Below are 19,217 nucleotides of genomic sequence, written 5' to 3'. Positions count from 1 at the left end.
GTCGTGCGTGGGCGGGCCGGCGTCAATCCGCCCGCGCGCCCGACTGCTCGATCACCTTGGCCCACTTCGCCGTATCGATCTTGATCTGGGCGGCGAACGCTTCCGGCGTGCTGTGCGTGGTCTGGATGCCGTAGCCCGCCATGCGCTCGACCATCTGCGGCGACGTCATCACCGCGCCGATGTCCTGGTTCAGCTTGTCGATCACGGCGCGCGGCGTGCCGGCCGGCGCCAACACGCCTGACCACAAGCTGACTTCGTAAGAGGAAAAGCCCGGCGTCTCGGAAATCGACGGCACATCCGGCAGCACGGGCAAGCGCTGGCGGCTGGTCACGCCCAGCGCGCGCACCTTGCCCTGCTTGACCTGCTCGATGAAATTGGAGGACGTGTCGATCATCATCGAAATGCGTCCCGCCAGAAAATCGTTGATGGCGCCCGACGTGCCCTTGTACGGGATATGGCGGATGTCCACGCCGGCCGTCGACTTGAACATTTCGCCGGCCAGATGGCTGGTCGTGCCGTTGCCCGACGAGCTGAACGTCAATTCACCCGGCCGCGCCTTGGCCAGCGCCGCCAGCTCCGCGACGGAATTGACTTTCAGGTCCGGATTGACGACGAGCAGGTTCGACGTCAGGTTGGTCATCGAGATGGGCGCGAAGCTGGTCTGCGGGTCATAGCGCAGCTTGGCGTACAGCGAAGGATTGATGGTCAGCACGCCCATCGTGGAGTACAGCAAGGTATAGCCGTCGGGCGCGGCGCTGGCCACGGCTTCCGCGCCAATCGCGCCGCCCGCTCCGCCCCGGTTTTCCACCACGACCGCCTGGCCCAGCTTGTCGCCCAACCCTTGCGCCAGCGCGCGGGCCATCAAGTCCGTGGCGCCGCCAGCGGGAAAAGGCACCACCAGCCTGATGGGGTGGTCGGGGTAAGGCCCGGCCAACGCGGGGGCCATCACGCCCAGGGCGGATGCCGCCATCCCTGCTCCCAGCCACCGGCTGACCGACGTCAGCGCGCTTGCGATCTTCATGCTGTCTCCAAACCTTGGGTTTTTGTGTTTGGAGCATGGTATGCGCGGGGCCAGGGCGACGCTATGCGCGGTATCGCATATCTGCTTTGCGCGGCGCAAGGCGGCGGCAGCCCGAGCGCCCGAGGCGATCAGCCGGATGGCGCAGGCGTTGTTCCTGCGGCGGGCGCGTCAGCCCTGCCGTGCCGATGCCGTGGCATCGACGTTCAGCAAGGCGCCCGACCTCAGCAGGGGTTCGAGGATGCCGGCCGTGTAGACCCGCGCGACGTTTTCCAGGAACACGGTGAAATCCGTCTTGGCCGCGTGGTCCGCCCGATCCGAGATCACGCGCATCACCGCGAACGGCACGCCGAATTCATAGCAGACCTGCGCCATCGCCGCGCCTTCCATTTCGACGCACAAGGCGTCGGGCAGACGTTTGCGCAGCGCCTGGGCCTCGTCGTTGTGGCTGACGAAGACGTCGCCGGTGGCGATCAAGCCGACGTGGACTTGGGGCATGGTTTCGCCGTCGCGCACGGCCGCCGCGCCACGGTCTTGCGTGAAGCGAGTCGCGCTGTCTTGCAGCAGCCGGCTGACGGCCGGGTCCGTGTCGAAACACACGCGCCCCAACAGCGGAATCTGGTGCTGCTCGAACAAGGGCCGCGCGTCCATGTCGTGCTGCATCAGCGCGCTGGCCACCACCACATCACCCACGTTCACATCGGCGTGCAGGCCGCCCGCCAGGCCGGTGAAGATCACGCGCGAGACCTGGAATTCTTGAATGACGATCGACGCGGTGGCCGCCGCCGCAACCTTGCCGATGCGGCTTAACGCAATCACGCATGGCGTGCCCCACAACGTGCCCACGTGAAAATCGCGCATGGCGATGCGGTGCGTCGTCGCGCCCGGCTCCATCGCGGCCAACAGGTCGGCGATTTCTTCGTGCAAGGCGCCCAGGATGGCGATACGTTCCATGATGTCTTCTGCTTGATGGCGGGTGGTTTAGAGAGTGGGATGGCGTGCGGTCGTCGCCGAGCTTGCCGGCTATCCCGTATATCCCAGCGCCGCGCTGGCGGCGGCGGCTTCCCTTTTTACCGCCTCCACCACCTTGCCGTTGGGCGACACGTCAAAGCCGCCCGTCGCGCCCAGCGCCGTCAGCACCGCGCATGGCCGGCCGGTGTGGTCATACAGCGGCGCGGACACCGCGCTGATGCCGCGCAGGTTGGTGTCCTTGACGGTGGCGCAGCCCGCCGCGCGCACGCGACGCCGCAGCCCACCGATGGGGTCGTCGCGGTCCAGCAAGGCGCGCAGATCATCGGGCGCCTCGGCCAGTTCGGCCAAGGCCATGCGCTGGATGGGCGCTTCGTCCAACGCGCCCAGGAAAGCGCGGCCGGTGGCGGACCACAGCATCGACAGCACTGATCCCACGCGCACGTTCACGGTGACGGGCAGCGCCGGTTCCTCGAAGCGGACAATGGTTGGCCCCTTGTTGCCCATGACGGCGATGAAGCAGGTCACCGCCAGGCTTTCGCGCAAGCGGATCAGCACGGGTTCGCTGATGCGCAGCGGGTCGGCCTGACGCATCGCCGCCACGCCGACCATCAGCGCTTCCAGCCCAAGGTGGTACTGCTGCGTGGCCACTTCCTGGTCTACCAGGCCCTCGGCGATCAGGCTCATCAGATAGCGGTGCACCTTGGCGGGGCTTTCGTCGACGTGTGCAGCCAGCGCGGTCAGGCTTGCGCGCCCGCCCAGGCGCGCAAGCCCTTTCAGCACCACCATGCCGGTTTCCGCCGCCTGCACCCGCTGGCGGCGTTCGCGCGGACGGGAATCCGATTCGAAATCCAGGGCGTTGGACGGCACGGGCGCGCTGGCGGGAGTCTTTTCAAGCGCTTTCGCAGACGTCTTTGCAGGCGTCTTGGTGGCCTTGGAGGACGTCCGGGCGGACTTGGCGGGCGTCGTCTTGGACGGCTTGGTAGGGGTCATAGCGGCGGTGCTTCCTGGCGAATACGGGTGCGCGGCGGCGCGTCGCGCCGCCGCAGCGGATCCAAGGTTAACCCTTCTTGAAAAATTACGCATTGCGTATATGATTTACGCAAAAGAAGGGATGCCATCAGGTCATCCCAATACGGAGACAGCCTATGCGCACCCTCAAAAACCACGTCCTGGCCGGCTTGCTGGCCCTGCCCCTCCTGGCATCGGCCAGCGCCTGGGCGCAACAAGCGCCGACCAACTACCCGTCCAAGCCCGTGCGCTGGGTGGTGCCCTATGCCGCAGGCGGCGGTTCCGACTTCCTGGCGCGCAGCATCGGCCAAGGCCTGACCGGCCGGCTGGGCCAGCCCGTGGTGATCGAGAACAAGCCCGGCGGCAACACCGCCATCGCCGCCTCGGAAACGGCGCGCGCACCCGCCGACGGTTACACCATGCTGTCGGCCGACAATGGCACGCTGGTGTTCAACCCGGCGCTGTACAAGAAGCTGTCGTATGACCCGGTCAAGGACCTGGCGCCCGTCACCTTGATGGGCCGTTTTCCGATGATCCTGGTCGTCGGTCCGTCCATGAAGGTCAACACCGTGCAGGAATTCCTGGCCGAAGCCAAATCGCGCAAGGACGGCCTGGATTACGGCTCGGCCGGCGCGGGCAGCCCGCATCACCTGGCCATGGAATTGCTCAAGGTCGAAGGCGGCCTGACCATGACCCACGTGCCCTATCGCGGCGCATCGCCCGCGCTGGCCGACGTGGCCGGCGGCCAGATCCCCGCCATGATGGTCGACCTGGCGGCAGGCGCGGGCTTCATCAACGGCGGCAAGGTTCGCGCGCTGGCGGTCGCCAACCCGACGCGCCTGCCGCAACTGCCCAACGTGCCCACCTTCGCCGAGATAGGCTTGAAGAACGTGGAAGCCGCCGCGCAAGTTGGCGTAGTGGTGCCGGCCGGCACGCCCCCCGCCGTCATCGACGCGCTGAACAAGCAGGTTGTCGCCACCATCAATGACCCGGCCACGCGCCAACGCCTGGTGGAATTCGGCATCGAACCGGTTGGCAACACGCCGGCCGAATACGCCGACATGCTCAAGGGCGAACGCGCCCGCTGGCAAAAGCTGATCACCGATCTGCACATCACGCTGGACTGAACGCCGCAGCCAGTACACGCGGCCTGCCGCCCGCGCGGCAGGCCGATGCATCACGAATACACGGAAAGCATCATGAGCCAATCGCCCTCTTCCTCGCGCCCGTCGGGCTGTCCCATCGATCACGCGGCGCTTGCCGCGATGCAAAGCCCCACCGGCTGCCCCGTCAGCGCGCGCGCGGCCGAATTCGACCCCTTCGGCGATGGCTATCAGCAAGACCCGCCCGACTACGTGCGCTGGGCGCGCGAGCAGGAGCCCGTGTTCTACAGCCCCAAGCTGGGCTACTGGGTGGTGACGCGCTACGACGACATCAAGGCCATCTTCCGCGACAACCTCACCTTCAGCCCGTCCATTGCGCTGGAGAAGATCACCCCCACCGGCGCCGAAGCCAACGCCGTGCTGGCCTCCTATGGCTACGCCATGAACCGCACGCTGGTCAACGAAGACGAACCCGCCCACATGCCGCGCCGCCGCGTGCTGATGGACCCGTTCACCCCCGAAGAATTGAAGCACCACGAACCCATGGTGCGCCGCCTGACGCGCGAATACGTGAACCGTTTCGTCAACGACGGCCGCGCCGACCTGGTCGACCAGATGCTCTGGGAAGTGCCGCTGACCGTCGCGCTGCACTTTCTGGGCGTGCCCGAAGAAGACATGGACCTGCTGCGCCAGTATTCCATCGCGCACACGGTCAACACCTGGGGCCGCCCCAAGCCCGAAGAGCAGGTCGCCGTGGCGCATGCCGTGGGCAACTTCTGGCAGTTGGCGGGCAAGATCCTGGACAAGATGCGCCAGGACCCGTCCGGCCCCGGCTGGATGCAGTACGGCCTGCGCAAGCAGCAGACGCACCCCGACGTCGTCACCGATTCCTATCTGCATTCCATGATGATGGCCGGCATCGTCGCCGCTCACGAAACCACCGCCAACGCGTCGGCCAACGCCATCAAGCTGCTGCTGCAACACCCCGACGCCTGGCGCGAAATCTGCGACGACCCCGACCTGATTCCCAACGCCGTCGAAGAATGCCTGCGCCACAACGGCTCGGTCGCCGCGTGGCGCCGACTGGCCACGCGCGACGTCGAGATTGCCGGTGTACCGATACCCGCCGGGTCCAAGCTGCTGATCGTCACGTCCTCCGCCAACCATGACGAAGGCCAGTTCAACGACGCCGACCTCTTCGACATCCGCCGCGAAAACGCCAGTGACCAGCTCACCTTCGGCTATGGCTCGCACCAGTGCATGGGCAAGAACCTGGCGCGCATGGAAATGCAGATCTTCCTGGAAGAACTCACGCGCCGCCTGCCGCATATGAAGTTGTCGGAACAGTCGTTTACCTACGTGCCGAACACGTCATTCCGGGGGCCCGAGCATTTGTGGGTGGAGTGGGATCCGACGAAGAATCCGGAACTACGCTCGCCCGAGATCTTGAACACCGCGCACCCCGTGCGCATCGGCGAACCTTCCTCGCACGCCATCACGCGGCCCGTCGTCGTGCAAAGCGCCGTGCAGGCGGCCGACGGCATCGTGCGCCTGCGGCTGGTGTCGCCCGACGGCAAGCCGCTGCCGCGCTGGACGCCCGGCTCGCACATCGACGTGGAATGCGGCGACACGGGCCTGTCGCGCCAGTACTCCCTTTGCGGCGATCCCGCGCAGACCGATGCGTTTGAAATCGCCGTGTTGAAGGAAGCCGAAGGCCGTGGCGGCTCCGCGTGGATGCATGCGAACGCGGTGACCGGCGCGCGACTGCGCATCCGGGGGCCGCGCAACCATTTCCGCATGAACGAAGCGGCGGCCAAGCTGATCCTGATCGCTGGCGGCATCGGCATCACGCCGATCAGCGCGATGGCCCGGCGCGCCAAGGAACTGAACCTGGACTACCAGCTGCATTACAGCGGCCGGTCGCTCGCATGCATGGCGATGCTGGACGAGCTTTCCGCCTTGCATGGCGAGCGGCTGCACCTGCACGTCAAGGACGAAGGCACGCGCGCCGATTACGCGGCAATGCTGGCCAAACCCGACGCCGATACGCAGATCTATGCCTGCGGTCCGCAAGGCCTGCTGGATGCGCTGGCCACTTGCTGCGCAGGCTGGCCCGAGGATGCGCTGCGCGTCGAGCATTTCCATTCCACGCTCGGCACGCTGGACCCGTCGCGGGAACAGGCTTTCGAGGTCGTACTGAAGGACTCGGGCATCGTCGTACACGTGCCCGCCGACCAGACCCTGTTGACGGCGCTGCGCGGGGCCAACATCGACGTGCAAAGCGACTGCGAGGAAGGGCTTTGCGGATCCTGCGAAGTGCGCGTCCTGGAAGGCGATATCGACCACCGAGACGTAGTGCTGACGCGCGCCGAACGCGAGGCGAACAACAAGATGATGGCGTGTTGTTCGCGTGCGTGCGGCGGCGGAAAGATCGTGCTGGAGCTGTAACGCATCATCTTGCGGCGCGGATACCAACCGCTGCTGCATAGATACCATCCGAAGCATCATGGATGGCTACGCATTATCTAGTCCGCCTATCCCGCTTCATGTCGCCGCCTGCGCGCATTGCCCCGCGCAGGCGGCTTTTGTTCGCCCATCCGACTAGTAAAAAAGATGGTGTACATGCGCCCAGCAGGGAAAGCACGCGGACGGCAAGCGCGCAACCCGCGTGATAGCGTGCGTCAGGCGGGCATCATCCCGGCCAGCAGCAGAGGTAGCGAAAGACGCGATCTGTGGAGAGCCGAACATGCAGAAGAACCTGGCCATCTTCTTTGACGGTACGTGGAACGAACCCAACGACCGCACCAACGTCTACGAGCTCTATAAGGCCGCGCCGGAAACCAGCACGCAGGAAACGCTGTACATCGAAGGCGTCGGCACGCAAGGCCAAGGGCTTTGGGCCGCGCTCGACAAATTCCTGGGTGGCGCATTCGGCGCCGGGCTGTCCGCCAACATCCGCCACGGCTACCAATGGCTATGCCAGCGTCAGGAAGCCGGCGACCACATCTTCCTGTTCGGCTTCAGCCGCGGCGCCTATTCCGCGCGCAGCCTGGCCGGCATGGTGCGCAAATGCGGCTTGCTCAAGGATCCCAGCGACGACCACGTCGCCGAGGCTTACGCGCTGTACCGCGACGACTGCCTGCCCTCGTCCATCGACGCCATTTCCTTTCGCGCGCAATTCTCGCGTGAAACCGATCTGCATTTCGTCGGCGTCTGGGACACGGTGGGCAGCCTGGGCATCCCGGTCGGCGGCATCTCGGTCCCGGGCTTCTCGAAGTTCTATAACTTCCACGACACCGAACTGAGCAACCACGTACGCAACGCGTATCACGCCATCGCCACCAACGAATACCGCGAGCCGTACTTCCCGACCCTCTGGACACGGCTGGCCACTTCCGACCCTCGCCCGGCCGATCGGCCCGTCGAACAACGCTGGTTCATCGGCGCGCATTCGGATGTCGGCGGCGGCTATCGTGACGGCAGCCTGCAAACGCTGCCGGCTGCCTGGCTACAGGAAAAGGCGCGCCAGGTAGGCCTGGAAGCCGGTGTCGCGCAACGCATCTCCACCGATTACGACCAGTGCGAGCCGCACGATTCGTACAAGGAATTCACCGAGAAGGTGTTGATCCATGTGAAGAAGCGGCCCAGGGTCTGGGACGGTGAAACGGTGTTGAACCTGACGGTGGACGAACGGGTGGTCAAGCGGGCAGCGGCGAATGCGGCGTATCTTAAGGACTATCCGGAGTTCCTGGAGGCGCTGGAAGGCTTGCCGGTGGAACGCACGTAGCGGGCGCCCACTCTCCTGCCCTCCGCGCGCTCCGTTCCTTCATGCTACTGACGCGGAATCTTCGCCTCTTCGATCAGCTTCTGCCATTGCGCATCGCTGCTCGCCACGAACTTCCCAAACTCCGCCGGCGAGGTCGCCGGGCTGACCTTGACGCCCAGCTCCTTGAACCGCGCCTGGATATCCGGCTTTGCCATGACGCGGCTGAACGCGGCATTCAATGTCTGGACGATGGGTTCCGGTATGTTCGTCGGCGCAAAAATTCCGGTCCAGAAGTAATAGTCCATCCCTTTGAGTTCCGGTGTTTCGCCCGCTGACGCCAAGTCCGGGCTGCCGATGTCGCGGTCGTGGCTCATGACGCCCACGCCCGTCACGCGCCCGCTTTTAATCAGTTCAAGCAAGGCCGGCAGCCCCGACACCGCGATATCCACGGTCCCGCCGATGACGTCGGTTGCGATCTTCGAAGCGCTCGCATACGGGATGAACGTGATGTCCGTCCCGGTCGTGAGCTTGAAACTCTCCATGGCGATGGCGGGCAGCGAGCCGACGCCGGTGGCGCCGTAGGTCAGCTTGCCCGGGTTCGCCTTGGCGCGGGCGATCAGGTCGCCAAAGGACTTCACGCCCAGGTTCGGGTTCGCCACCACGCCGACGCCGCTCGTGCCCAGCGGCGCAACGGCGGCAAGATCGCGGTAGGTGTACTTGGCCGACGATTGCAGGATGGGCGCGATCACCACGTCGGACACGATGCCCATCAGCACCGTGTAGCCATCGGGCTTGGCATTGACGGCGCGAGTGACACCGATGATGCCGCCAGCCCCCGCGACGTTCTCGATGACGATGGTCTGGCCCAGCTCGCGGCCCAGTTCGGGCGCGATGATGCGGGCGAACGTGTCCACGGAGCCGGCAGGCGCGTAGCCCACGATGAGCTTGATGGGATGCGCGGGGTACGCCAGCGCATGCGCCGCACCTGTTCCTGCCAACATAAATGTTCCCAGCAGCGCCGCGCGGGAAAGCGTTCGAATGGTCATGCTTGTCTCCTGTTGTTGTCGTTGATCGTTCTTCAGCGCTGCAACCACGCCAGGACGCGTTGGAAGATCTCGTCGCTGTTGCGGTCCATCATCGGCAGGTGCGAATTGCCCGCGACGCCGCTGGCGGGCAGGTCCAACACCGATACGTCGGCACACGTGCGTATGGATTCCAGGTAACGCTCGGCCTGCTGGCGGTAGCCGACCCAGTGCGAGCCCGAGGGTTCGATGAAGTCGCCCCACACCACCAGATGCGGCGGCAGCGCCTCGATCGGCGCCGCTTGCGGCATGCCGCCCGGCTCCACGCCCACCACACTGCGCACCACTTGCGGCCGGCGGCGCGCAATCTCGGCGGCAAAGCCGGCGCCCTGGCTGTGAGCGACGATATGGCAATGCCCCACGCGATCGATCAAGGCTTCATAGGCCGCCAGGATCATCGACTCGTGCCCCGGCCAACGCGGCACCCATTGATTGGCGAATGCGTCGAACGCCTCGATGGGAAACTGTTGCCCCGTATAAGCCTCGCGCCGCTGCGGATCCGGGTCGTAGGCCGGGCCGATGCGAAACGTTGTCCAGGCTTCGCGCTTGGTGCGAAAGACCGGCGCTTCACGGTACACCTGCGGAAAGCGTGCCCAGGACGAACGGCCGCGTTCCACCGCATCGCTGACCAGCACGTCGTAGCCCGCTTCCAGGAATTTCCACAGCCAGCCGTTGCGGCCATCGGGCGTCGTTTCCCACGTACAGCCCGTCATGCCGCCGCCATGCCACAACAGCACCGGATCCGGGTGCCGCGGCTGCGCCAGACGGTATTCCTGCACGTACATCTGCCCGTAGACCTGCTCGCCATTCGGGTTGACCTCGCGCGGCGATCCGTTCAGGACCATGCTGCGGTATTCGACGGGCAGCCCTTCAAGCACGGCGGTTGCACCGCCCACGAAAAAGCTGCGCATCGATTTCAGGGAAATGCCCTTGCCTTGTGAATTCATGATGGCTCGTCTATGTGATGCCAGCATGTTCAGGCAGCGGATATAATTACGTCTATCGAAAAAATCTCAATAATTATTGATCCATGCGAATCAATTACGACCTGGAAGATATCCGCGCGTTCTGCTGCGTGGCGCGCATGGGGCAATACACCTCGGCCGCCGCGCTGCTATGCGTTACGACGTCGGCGTTGAGCCGGCGCATTGCCAAGCTGGAATCGGAAATTGGCGGGCGCTTGTTCGAACGGACGACGCGCAGCGTGGTGCTGACATCGGTGGGCCGCGCGCTGTACGAGCGCGTGCTGCCTATCGTGACCCAGATGGATGCCAGCCTGACCGAAGCCGCCCGCCGCGCGCGTGGGCACGAAGGCACGCTGATGGTGAGCACGGTGGCCTCGGTCGGCTATTCGGTGCTGCCCAATGTGCTGCCCGAGTTCTACGCCCGCCATCCGCAGGTGTATCTGTCCATCCGAGACGGCAACGCCACCGTCACGACCGCACTGGTCGAAGAGCGCGAGGTGGAATTCGGCATCACCACGCCGGTGTCATTCGGCCCCACCCTGCAAGCCGAACGCATCGCCACCTATGGCTTCAACCTGGTCTACGCCGAGCGTTCCGCGCTGGCCCCACGCAGCCGCAAGCTGTCATGGAAAAAGCTGCATGGCCTTCCGGTGGTCGGACTGAACCCGGTCAGTTCCACCCGCTTGCAGATCGACAGCGTGCTCAATGCACGTGGGCTGGACTTGCCCTGGACCATCGAGGTGGATCAGCTGGCCACCATGATCGGACTGGTGCAGTCGGGCAATTTCGTGACCATCATGCCGGCGCTGTTCGAAGCGCATGGCTATGGCTTGAAGTCGATTCCGGTGCTGGATCCCGACATCACGCGCGACGTGTATATCGTGCGGCGGCGAGACAGCACGCCCACGCCGCAGGGCCAGTATCTGATGGAGCTCGCGCGCGCCTATCTGGCGCGTTGACGCGCGCATAAAAAAACCCGGCGATTGCTCGCCGGGCAGTCCCTGCACACACAACACAGCTTGCTCAGTTCGAATACACCTTGATCTGATCGCTTTTCAGCACATCCGGCGTCAGGCTCTTTTCGATCCAGCCCATCGACGTATCTTCCACGCCCGGGGTGACCAGTTCAGCCGGCACGATGGTGATGTCGGCCAGCACCTTGAACGGGTACTTGTCGCTCTTTTTCGTCACGCCGAACAGCTGCGCTTCCAGGCCCTGGCCGTCGGCGCGGTGCATCTTGACGTCGCGGCCGTAGCCCTTGAAGGTCACGTCGTGCATGGCGGCAGCCACCTGTTCCGGCGTGGGCCAGGCACCGCCGTTGTCCTTGATGGCCTTCTCGTAGCCGGCTTTCAGGCCCTGGATGGCTTGCACCATGTGATAGACCGAGTAGATCGGGTAGGCGCCGGTCTTGTCGTGGAATTTCTTCACGAAGGCCTGATGCTGCGGGTCATCGCGGGTTTCAGGATGCAGGAAGTAGTGATCGCCGCGCGCGCCGACGTAAACGCCTTCGGGCAAGGCGTTGCCCAGGCGCTCCAGCGAACTTTCGGCCAGCGACAGCACGAAGGTGGAGTTCTTGAACAGGTTGCGTTGCGAGGCCTGGCGCACGAAGTTGTCCAGGTCGCCGCCCCACGACGTCGACACGATGACGTCCGGACGCAGCGCTTGCAGGCGGCTGATCTCCGTGGAGAAGTCGGCCGCGCCGAACTTGGGGAACATCTCGGCCACGACCTTCACGTCGGGTTTGAACTTCTTCAAGGCGGCCAGGAAGATATCGCGCGAATCGCGGCCCCAGGCGTAGTCCTGGTTGACGATGGCGATCGTCTTGAAGTCGGGCTTGACCTTCATCAGGTACAGCACCTGCGCGACCATTTCGGTGGTGGCGTTGGCTTGCGTGCGCACCACGTACTTGTACTTCTTTCCTTCCAGCGCCTTCTCCGTGCCGCAGTCCCACAACACGTTCAGCACTTTCAGGTCTTCGGCGACGGGGGCCACGATGTTGCAGTGGCCGCTGGAAATCGCCGACAGCATGACGCGCGTGCCGCCTTCGGCCAGGCGACGATATTCGGACAGCAGCTTCTCGCCGCCACCGCCTTCGTCGATATAGCTGGGCACCAGCTTGACGCCGTCGATGCCGCCGGCCGCGTTGATGTCCTGGATCAGGATCTCGGCCGCGTCGCGCGCGGGCACGCCGAACACCGACGCCGAGCCCGACAGGAACGTCGAGATGCCGATGTTCAATTCCTTGGGCTTGTCGGCGGCCACGGCCAGCGCCGTGAATCCCGACAGCAGGGTGGCGCCCAGCAAGGCAGCCAGTCTTGAAGTCTTCATGGTTTTGTCTCCAGTGTTGTAGTCGGGTCTATGCCCTTAGAAAACGATGGCGTCGCGCAGGCTGCCGCCGGTGGCGAGGTGATCGAACCCCTCGTTGATCTGGTCCAGCGAAAACGATTTGCCCATCATCCGATCCACCGGCAGGCGGCCAGCCTTGTACAGGTCGATGTAGCGGCCGATGTCGATGGCGGGCACGCCCGAGCCCAGGTAGCTGCCCCGGATCTCGCGTTCTTCGCCCACCATCTGCGAGAGCGACAGCGGAAAGCTGAACTTCGGATTGGGCAGGCCCGATGTGACGGTCGCGCCGCCGCGTCGGGTCAGCTTGTAGGCGGTTTCAAACGCGGGCACGGCGCCGGCCATGTCAAAGCCGTAGTCCACGCGGCCACCCGCCATGTCGAAGAGGTCGTCATCGGTCTTGACCTCTTTGGGGTTTACGACGTGCGTAGCGCCCAGCTCGCGCGCCAGCGCCAGCTTCTCGTCGCTCAGGTCGATGGCGACGACGCGGCGCGCGCCAGCCGCTACCGCCGCCAGCAACGCCGACAGCCCGACGCCGCCCAGGCCGACGATGGCGGCGGTGTCGCCCGCCTTGATGCGCGCGCGGTTCAGCACCGCACCCGCGCCTGTCAGCACCGCGCAGCCGAACAGCGCGGCCTCGCGGTGGCTCAGTTCAACGTTGACCTTGACGCAAGAGCGGCGCGAGACCACGGCGTATTCGGCAAAGCACGACACGCCCGTGTGATGGTTCAGGTATTCATCGCCGATGTGCAAACGGCGGTCACCGCCCAGCAAGGTGCCTTGGGTGTTGGCGACCGCGCCCGGTTCGCACAGCGCCGGCCGGCCTTCCATGCAGGGGTTGCAGCAGCCGCAGCTGGGCACGAACACCATGGCCACGTGATCGCCGGGTTTCAGGTCGGTGACGCCGGGGCCGGTCTCGACGACTTCGCCAGACGACTCATGCCCCAGCACGATCGGCACGCCGCGCGGGCGGTCGCCGTTGATGACGGACAAGTCCGAATGGCACAGGCCCGCCGCCTTGATGCGCACCAGCACCTCGCCGGTGCCGGGCGGATCCAGTTCGACTTCGGTGATGGTCAATGGCCGGGTCTGGGCATACGGACCCTGCACGCCTGTAGTACGCAACAACGCCGCTCTGATTTTCATGCGCCTGACATCCAAGTAGAAGCCATGCGACCGGCGCTTGCCGGCCGCGGCAAGACCCTTAAACCGTGCGTCCACCGTCCACGGGGAATTCCACGCCGGTGATGAACTCGGCCGCATCGCTGGCCAGGAACAAGGCCGCCGCCGCCACGTCCGAAGGCTGGCAGAAGCGGCCCAGCGGAATCGTGGAAACGAACTTGGCTCGGTTCTCCGGCGTGTCGGGCAGGCCCATGAACAGTTCGAACATGCCGGTGATGCCCATCACGGGGCAGATGGCGTTCACGCGGATGCCGTCCGGACCCAGTTCCACGGCCATGGACTTGGACAGCACGTTGACCGCGCCCTTGGACGCGTTGTACCAACTGAGGCCGGGACGCGGACGGATGCCGGCGGTGGAGCCCACGTTCAGGATGACGCCGCGCTTTTGCTTGCGCATCACGGGCACCACGGCCTGCGCCATGTGATAGATGGACTTCACGTTGATCTCGAACATGCGGTCGAACATGGCCTCGTCCACGTCCAGCATCGGCTGGTTCTTGTGGGTGATGGCGGCGTTGTTGACCACGATGTCCACCGAGCCAAACTTTTCCTGGCACTGACGCACGACGTTGTCGATATCGGCGCGGCTGGACACGTCGGCTTTGACGGCCAGCGCGGACGCGCCCACTTCGCCGGCGACGCGGTCGGCGGCTTCCTTGTTGATGTCGGCGATGACGACCTTGGCGCCCTCTTTGGCGTACAGCTTGACGATGCCTTCGCCGAAACCGCTGCCCCCACCCGTGACGATGGCGACCTTACCTTGCAACTGGCTCATTTTTGACTCCGGATAGCGCGGCGATCACTCGCCATAGAATTGGATCAGCGTCTTGGTCGTGCTCATTTCTTCAAGCGCGATGAAGCCCTTCTCGCGGCCATGGCCGCTCTTCTTGACCCCACCGAACGGCAACTCCACCCCGCCGCCCGCTCCAAAGCCGTTGATGTAGACCTGGCCGCACTTGATGCCGCGCGCCACGCGTTGCTGGCGGCCGCCGTTCTCGGTCCAGACCGCGCCCAACAGGCCGTAGTCGGTGGCGTTGGCCAGCTTGATCGCTTCGGCTTCGGTGTCGAACGGCAGCGCCACCAGCACCGGGCCGAAGATCTCTTCGGTCAGCAGCGTGCTGTCATGCGACGGCGCGGAAAACAAGGTTGGTTTGACGAAGTAGCCGCCCGCCGGCACGCCGTCCGCAATCGCGCCTTCGGCCGCCACGGTTAGGCCATCTGCCAGCCCCTTGGCGATGTAGCGGTTGACGCGTTCGAACTGCGCCTTGTTGACCACCGGGCCGCAGGTCAGGTCCATGTCGGGCGTGCCCGCGCGCACCTTCGAGAATTCCTCGGCCAGCGCGCGCATGAAGTCGGCATAGACACCACGCTGCACCAGCAGGCGGCTGCCCGCCGTGCAGGTCTGGCCCGTGTTGTGCACGATGCCCTTGACGATCGCAGGGATGGCCAGCTTGTAGTTGGCGTCGTCGAACACGATGTGCGCCGACTTGCCGCCCAGCTCCAGCACGCACTTGACTGCGTTGACGGCGGCGGCCTGCTGGATCAGCACGCCCACTTCGTTCGAGCCGGTGAAGGTGATGAAGTTGATGTCCGGGTGGCGCGACAGGCTGGCGCCCGCTTCTTCGCCCAGGCCCGTCACGATGTTCAGCGCGCCGGGCGGAAAGCCCACTTCCAGCGCCAGTTCGGCAACGCGGATGATGGACAGGCAGGCGTCTTCGGCCGGCTTGACTACGCTGGCGTTGCCCATGGCCAGGGCCGGCGCGACGCTGCGGCCGAACATCTGCGCCGGGTAGTTCCACGGAATGATGTGGGCGGTCACGCCCAGCGGCTCGCGGATCAGCTGGACGGAATAGTCCTTCTGAAACGGGATGGTCTGGCCGTGCACCTTGTCGGCCGCGCCGCCATAGAACTCGAAATAGCGCGCCAGCACCGTGATGTCGCCGCGCGCGGTGGACATGGGCTTGCCGGTGTCGCGCGATTCCAGCTGCGCCAGTTCTTCGTGATGCGCCAGCACCGATTCGCCCAGGCGCAGCAGCAGGCGGCCACGCTCCAGCGCGGTCATGCGGCCCCAGTCGCCTTCCAGCGCGGCGCGCGCGGCGCTGACGGCGGCGTCCACATCGGCCTGCTGGCCGCGCGGAATGGTGGTGAACACGTCGCCATCGACCGGCGACACCACCTCGATGGTGCGCCCGTCATGGGCATCGACCTGGCGGCCGTTGATAATCATCTGCGTCATGCAATGTCTCCGGGAGTTCAATTCAAGGTGATCGAGCCGCGCTCGATCGTCCAGATCTGGTCAGGGATGTCGCCCAGCAGCTTCACGTTCGACTCGGTGATGACCACGCACAGGTCAGGCTGCAATTCCTTCAGGCGGCCCAGCGCCTCGGTGTAGTCGCGCGCAAGCTTCGGGGCCAGGCCCTGGAACGGTTCGTCCAGCATCAAGAGCCGCGTGCCGACCATGATGGCGCGCGCCAGCGCCACCATCTTGCCCTGCCCGCCCGAGAGCGCCGAGCCCGAGCGGCCAAGCATCGGTTCCAGCTGCGGCACCACCTTCAGCACGGTCTGGATGCGGGCGGCGATATCGCTCTTGGACTGCCCTTGCACTTCGCATGGCAGGTTGAGGTTTTCCGCCACGGTCATGGTGGGAAATATCACGCGGTCTTCCGGCGCATAGCCCACTTTCAGCGCGGCGCGCTTGTGGCCGGGCATGGCGGTCAGGTCCGCGCCATCGAACGCGATCTTGCCGGACTTGATCTTGGTCAGGCCCATGATGGTGCGCAGCAAGGTGGTCTTGCCCGCGCCGTTGCGCCCCACGATGCCGATGGTCTTGGAGGATTCGAAGCTGGCGTTGACATCGCGCAGGATGCGATTGCCCGCCAGGTCGACATTGATGGCCGATAGGTTCAACATGGTTCAGGCCCCCAGCACTTCGCTTTTGATCTGCGGGTTGTTCAAGACTTCGTCCGGCGTGCCGTCGGCGGCCACCTTGCCCGCAATCCAGGCCGCCACGCGCGTGGCGTAGCGCGACACGATGTCCACGTCGTGCTCGACGAACCAGCTGGTCACGCGGCGTTCATCCAGCGCATGCATCACGGTTTCCATCAAGGCGAATTTGTCTTCGGACGCCACGCCGCTGGTGGGCTCGTCCATGATCAGCAGCTTGGGGCGCAGCGCTAGCGCCATCGCCACGTCCAGCAGCTTGCGCTTGCCCTCGGGCAATTCGATGGACGCCTCATCGGCCTCGGGCAAAAGGCCCACCAGGTCCAGCGTGGCGTCCACTTCCTTGTCGTCGATGGTGCTTTCCAGCGAACGGAACCAGCTCAGTTCCTTGTTGCGGCGCGCGGCGGCGATCTGCACGCATTGGCGCACGGTGTGTTCGGTGAACAGCTGCGGCAACTGAAACGAGCGGCCCAGTCCCAGCCGCACGATCTTGCGCGGCGCCATCGCCGTGACGTCGCGCCCGTCGAAGAACACGCGGCCCTTGGACGGCGCAAGGTAGCCCGTGCAGATGTTGATGAAGGTGGTCTTGCCCGCGCCGTTCTGGCCGATCACGGCCAGCCGTTCGCCTTCGTGCAGTTCGAAGTTGATGTTGTCGGCCGCGATCACGCCGCCGAAGGCCAGGTAGAGGTCTTTCGTTTGGATAAGCGGTTTCATCTTCAATTCCTGACCGGTGCTTGCGCATGGGCTTGGACGCGCGACTGCACGCTGGCGTTGGCGCGCGCCCGGGCACGCGCCTCGTCACGCTTGCGCGTGGCCACGCGCTTCATGATCTGGCCGACAAAGCCCGTGGGGAACATGAAGATCACGAGGATCAGCGTCAGGCCCAGCAGGAACTGCCACAGGCCGGGGAAGTACGCCGCCGACACCAGCTTCACGGTTTCAAAGCCCACCGCGCCCAGGAAGGCCCCGGCCGCATGGCCCGCGCCGCCCAGAATGGTGATGAACACGAATTCACCCGAGCGCAGCCACGAGCCGATTTCGGGGGTGACCAAACCCTGCATCAAGGCCAGGATCGCACCCGAAAAGCCCACGACCACCGCCGACAGCAGATAGCCCTTCCACATGATGAAGTAGGCGGAGAACCCCAGGTATTCGATACGCGTTTCGTTCGTCTTGATGGCGGACAGGGCTTGGCCGCTGCCCGAACGGAAGTAGCGCTGCACCCACCAGGCCAGCACCATCGACAACACCAGCGTCAGCACCAGCAAGGCGCGCTCGAAAGATTCGCGCTCCATCAAGACGCCGGCCATCGCCGGACGCACGATGCGCATGCCGTCCGAGCCGCCCGTCAAGGTGTAGAGCTTGCCCAGCAGCGCGAACAGCACCATGCTCAACGCCAGGTTCAGCATGCCGAAGAAGATGCCGCGATAGCGCACGACGAACAGACCGATCACGATGGCGGCCAGGAAGCTGGCGGCAACGCCCGCCAGGATCAGCACCAGCGCATCCGTGCCGGGCATGGCGCGCGCCAGGAAGGCGACGGTGTAGGCCGAGATGCAGGAATACATGGCGTGGCCGAACGAGATCTGGCCGGCGCGCGCCATCACCGAGACGCCCAGCGCCGCGATGGCGTAGGTCAGCCCGATGACGATCGGCGTGATGGTCCACGACAAGGTATAGCCAAGACATAGCGTGGCCAGCGCGGCCACGAGGCTGAGTACGACGACTTTCATCAGATCCTCCGGGCTTGGGCGACGGTGAACAAGCCATGCGGCCGGATGATCAGCACCAGCACCATGATGATGTACGGCACCGCCACTTCCAGTTCGGGCGCGGCGTACACGGCGATGGCGCGGATGATGCCGATCAAGAGCGCGGCGATCAGCGCGCCGGTAATCTGCCCCAGCCCTGCGGTGGCGACCACGGCGAACGACAGCACCGTCATGTCGGTGCCCGCGCCGGGCACCAGCGACGTGGTGGGCGCGGCCAGGGCCCCGCCCAGCGCGCCCAGGATGGTGGCGATCACGAAGGTGACGTAGCCGATCTTCTTGGCGTTGATGCCCAGCGATGTGGCCACTTCGCGGTTGTGCGTGGTGGCTACCGTCTGCTTGCCCAGCTTCGTGTGGCGCAGGAAAAATTCCAGGCATACGTAGGCCAGCACGGCCGTCACCGGCACCACTACCAACTGATACGTGGTGTAGGTGATGTCGCCGATTTCGATATTGCCCAGCCGGTTCACGACTTCGCTGGCGCTATAGGGCTGCGCGCCCCACAGCATGCGCTGGATGTCTTCCAGCATCAGGAAGCCGCCAAAGGTGATGAGCAGTTTCAGGATGGGGTCGTAGTTCTGCGCGCGGCGGATCAGCACGAATTCCATGATGCTGCCCAGCACCAGGCCGATGGCGATGGCGGCCACGAACAAGGAGGCGAACAGCAGGAATGGGGAATCTGTTTTGGGCGCCAGGAACATGACGAGGCTGGCGGCGGCGTAACCACCGAAGGCGTAGAACGCGCCATGGGCCACATTCAAGATGCCCATCACGCCGAACACCAGGGTTAACCCCATCGACACCAGGAACAGCAGACTGGCGTATGCCACGCCGTCCACCAAGGCGAGAGGCAGTAGATCCAAGGTCAAGCGTCTTCTCCCAATACGCTGAACACCTGCCCGTCTGCGATGCGTTGCCGCGGCAACGTGCATCGCCGGCAAGGCGGCGCGGGCTGTCAGCCCGGGGCACGCGCAGGGCGCGCCCTTGTCTCGTTATGAACCTTGCCGAACCCTGCTCCAACGCGAATCGGAGCAGGACGGCAGGCGCTTATATGGACGGGTCCGATCAC

The 19,217-nt window shown here is 65.0% G+C and carries 17 protein-coding genes; 4 read left to right on the top strand and 13 right to left on the bottom strand.

The genetic code is table 11. The features are described from left to right. Positions 1-22 precede the first annotated feature (22 nt). The 3 genes from API01S_RS13860 to API01S_RS13850 form a co-directional block, all read right to left on the bottom strand. Entirely contained in the window at positions 23-1,021 is a 999-nt protein-coding gene (locus tag API01S_RS13860) for a Bug family tripartite tricarboxylate transporter substrate binding protein (RefSeq protein ID WP_061304854.1), read from the bottom strand. Between the two features lie 168 nt (positions 1,022-1,189). After that, a complete protein-coding gene (locus API01S_RS13855) occupies positions 1,190-1,972 on the bottom strand; it encodes a 5'-methylthioadenosine/adenosylhomocysteine nucleosidase (protein WP_006221796.1) in 783 nt (260 codons plus the stop codon). A gap of 69 nt (positions 1,973-2,041) precedes the next feature. Further along, the gene (locus API01S_RS13850; RefSeq protein WP_254598447.1) at positions 2,042-2,980 is read right to left on the bottom strand and encodes an IclR family transcriptional regulator; all 939 of its coding nucleotides are present in this window, start codon (positions 2,978-2,980) and stop codon (positions 2,042-2,044) included. A 155-nt stretch (positions 2,981-3,135) separates the two neighbouring features. Here API01S_RS13850 and API01S_RS13845 point away from each other — a divergent pair, with 155 nt between their 5' ends. From API01S_RS13845 to API01S_RS13835, 3 genes are all read left to right on the top strand, one after another. Further along, entirely contained in the window at positions 3,136-4,125 is a 990-nt protein-coding gene (locus API01S_RS13845; RefSeq protein WP_061304852.1) for a Bug family tripartite tricarboxylate transporter substrate binding protein, read from the top strand. 72 nt (positions 4,126-4,197) lie between these two features. Then, positions 4,198-6,549: a cytochrome P450/oxidoreductase gene (locus API01S_RS13840; protein WP_061305564.1), complete on the top strand. Its 2,352-nt coding sequence runs from the start codon at positions 4,198-4,200 to the stop codon at positions 6,547-6,549. A 298-nt stretch (positions 6,550-6,847) separates the two neighbouring features. Next, the gene (locus tag API01S_RS13835; protein WP_006221803.1) at positions 6,848-7,888 is read left to right on the top strand and encodes a DUF2235 domain-containing protein; all 1,041 of its coding nucleotides are present in this window, start codon (positions 6,848-6,850) and stop codon (positions 7,886-7,888) included. A 44-nt stretch (positions 7,889-7,932) separates the two neighbouring features. Here API01S_RS13835 and API01S_RS13830 read toward each other — a convergent pair whose 3' ends face one another. Then, on the bottom strand, positions 7,933-8,913 hold the full coding sequence (locus API01S_RS13830; protein ID WP_061304850.1) for a Bug family tripartite tricarboxylate transporter substrate binding protein: 981 nt from the start codon (positions 8,911-8,913) through the stop codon (positions 7,933-7,935). 32 nt (positions 8,914-8,945) lie between these two features. After that, positions 8,946-9,896 (bottom strand): alpha/beta hydrolase family protein, encoded by a 951-nt coding sequence (locus API01S_RS13825; protein WP_061304849.1) that lies wholly within the window; start codon positions 9,894-9,896, stop codon positions 8,946-8,948. 83 nt (positions 9,897-9,979) lie between these two features. Here API01S_RS13825 and API01S_RS13820 point away from each other — a divergent pair, with 83 nt between their 5' ends. After that, on the top strand, positions 9,980-10,873 hold the full coding sequence (locus tag API01S_RS13820; RefSeq protein WP_006221806.1) for a LysR family transcriptional regulator: 894 nt from the start codon (positions 9,980-9,982) through the stop codon (positions 10,871-10,873). 64 nt (positions 10,874-10,937) lie between these two features. Here the strand turns inward: API01S_RS13820 and API01S_RS13815 are convergent, their stop codons facing one another. From API01S_RS13815 to API01S_RS13780, 8 genes are read right to left on the bottom strand one after another with little or no spacing between them, the layout of a single operon-like run. After that, on the bottom strand, positions 10,938-12,242 hold the full coding sequence (locus tag API01S_RS13815) for an ABC transporter substrate-binding protein (protein WP_006221807.1): 1,305 nt from the start codon (positions 12,240-12,242) through the stop codon (positions 10,938-10,940). A 36-nt stretch (positions 12,243-12,278) separates the two neighbouring features. Next, positions 12,279-13,403, bottom strand: coding sequence for a zinc-dependent alcohol dehydrogenase family protein (locus API01S_RS13810; protein WP_061304848.1), 1,125 nt, complete (start codon positions 13,401-13,403; stop codon positions 12,279-12,281). Between the two features lie 58 nt (positions 13,404-13,461). Beyond that, positions 13,462-14,214: a glucose 1-dehydrogenase gene (locus tag API01S_RS13805; RefSeq protein WP_006221809.1), complete on the bottom strand. Its 753-nt coding sequence runs from the start codon at positions 14,212-14,214 to the stop codon at positions 13,462-13,464. Positions 14,215-14,238: 24 nt separating this feature from the next. Further along, a complete protein-coding gene (locus tag API01S_RS13800) occupies positions 14,239-15,675 on the bottom strand; it encodes an aldehyde dehydrogenase family protein (protein ID WP_006221810.1) in 1,437 nt (478 codons plus the stop codon). A 17-nt stretch (positions 15,676-15,692) separates the two neighbouring features. Further along, positions 15,693-16,349 (bottom strand): ABC transporter ATP-binding protein, encoded by a 657-nt coding sequence (locus API01S_RS13795; RefSeq protein ID WP_006221811.1) that lies wholly within the window; start codon positions 16,347-16,349, stop codon positions 15,693-15,695. Between the two features lie 3 nt (positions 16,350-16,352). Then, on the bottom strand, positions 16,353-17,093 hold the full coding sequence (locus API01S_RS13790; RefSeq protein WP_006221812.1) for an ABC transporter ATP-binding protein: 741 nt from the start codon (positions 17,091-17,093) through the stop codon (positions 16,353-16,355). Positions 17,094-17,095: 2 nt separating this feature from the next. Continuing rightward, positions 17,096-18,112 (bottom strand): branched-chain amino acid ABC transporter permease, encoded by a 1,017-nt coding sequence (locus API01S_RS13785; RefSeq protein ID WP_050729604.1) that lies wholly within the window; start codon positions 18,110-18,112, stop codon positions 17,096-17,098. After that, positions 18,112-19,017 carry a branched-chain amino acid ABC transporter permease gene (locus API01S_RS13780; protein WP_006221814.1) on the bottom strand — a complete coding sequence of 302 codons (906 nt, stop codon included), beginning with the start codon at positions 19,015-19,017 and terminating at the stop codon, positions 18,112-18,114. Before API01S_RS13780 ends, API01S_RS13785 begins: the two co-directional genes overlap by 1 nt. Positions 19,018-19,217 lie beyond the last annotated feature (200 nt).

This window comes from Achromobacter piechaudii NBRC 102461 (assembly GCF_001571245.1).
In the GTDB taxonomy this organism is placed as follows: domain Bacteria; phylum Pseudomonadota; class Gammaproteobacteria; order Burkholderiales; family Burkholderiaceae_B; genus Achromobacter; species Achromobacter piechaudii.
Note: the sequence above shows the minus strand (reverse complement) of the source record. Positions and strands in the feature narration are given on the sequence as shown.

Coding starts and splice junctions, on each gene's coding strand:
- API01S_RS13860 (WP_061304854.1), bottom strand. CDS start 1,021: ATGAAGATCGCAAGCGCGCTGACGTCGGTCAGCCGGTGGCTGGGAGCA.
- API01S_RS13855 (WP_006221796.1), bottom strand. CDS start 1,972: ATGGAACGTATCGCCATCCTGGGCGCCTTGCACGAAGAAATCGCCGAC.
- API01S_RS13850 (WP_254598447.1), bottom strand. CDS start 2,980: ATGACCCCTACCAAGCCGTCCAAGACGACGCCCGCCAAGTCCGCCCGG.
- API01S_RS13845 (WP_061304852.1), top strand. CDS start 3,136: ATGCGCACCCTCAAAAACCACGTCCTGGCCGGCTTGCTGGCCCTGCCC.
- API01S_RS13840 (WP_061305564.1), top strand. CDS start 4,198: ATGAGCCAATCGCCCTCTTCCTCGCGCCCGTCGGGCTGTCCCATCGAT.
- API01S_RS13835 (WP_006221803.1), top strand. CDS start 6,848: ATGCAGAAGAACCTGGCCATCTTCTTTGACGGTACGTGGAACGAACCC.
- API01S_RS13830 (WP_061304850.1), bottom strand. CDS start 8,913: ATGACCATTCGAACGCTTTCCCGCGCGGCGCTGCTGGGAACATTTATG.
- API01S_RS13825 (WP_061304849.1), bottom strand. CDS start 9,896: ATGAATTCACAAGGCAAGGGCATTTCCCTGAAATCGATGCGCAGCTTT.
- API01S_RS13820 (WP_006221806.1), top strand. CDS start 9,980: ATGCGAATCAATTACGACCTGGAAGATATCCGCGCGTTCTGCTGCGTG.
- API01S_RS13815 (WP_006221807.1), bottom strand. CDS start 12,242: ATGAAGACTTCAAGACTGGCTGCCTTGCTGGGCGCCACCCTGCTGTCG.
- API01S_RS13810 (WP_061304848.1), bottom strand. CDS start 13,403: ATGAAAATCAGAGCGGCGTTGTTGCGTACTACAGGCGTGCAGGGTCCG.
- API01S_RS13805 (WP_006221809.1), bottom strand. CDS start 14,214: ATGAGCCAGTTGCAAGGTAAGGTCGCCATCGTCACGGGTGGGGGCAGC.
- API01S_RS13800 (WP_006221810.1), bottom strand. CDS start 15,675: ATGACGCAGATGATTATCAACGGCCGCCAGGTCGATGCCCATGACGGG.
- API01S_RS13795 (WP_006221811.1), bottom strand. CDS start 16,349: ATGTTGAACCTATCGGCCATCAATGTCGACCTGGCGGGCAATCGCATC.
- API01S_RS13790 (WP_006221812.1), bottom strand. CDS start 17,093: ATGAAACCGCTTATCCAAACGAAAGACCTCTACCTGGCCTTCGGCGGC.
- API01S_RS13785 (WP_050729604.1), bottom strand. CDS start 18,112: ATGAAAGTCGTCGTACTCAGCCTCGTGGCCGCGCTGGCCACGCTATGT.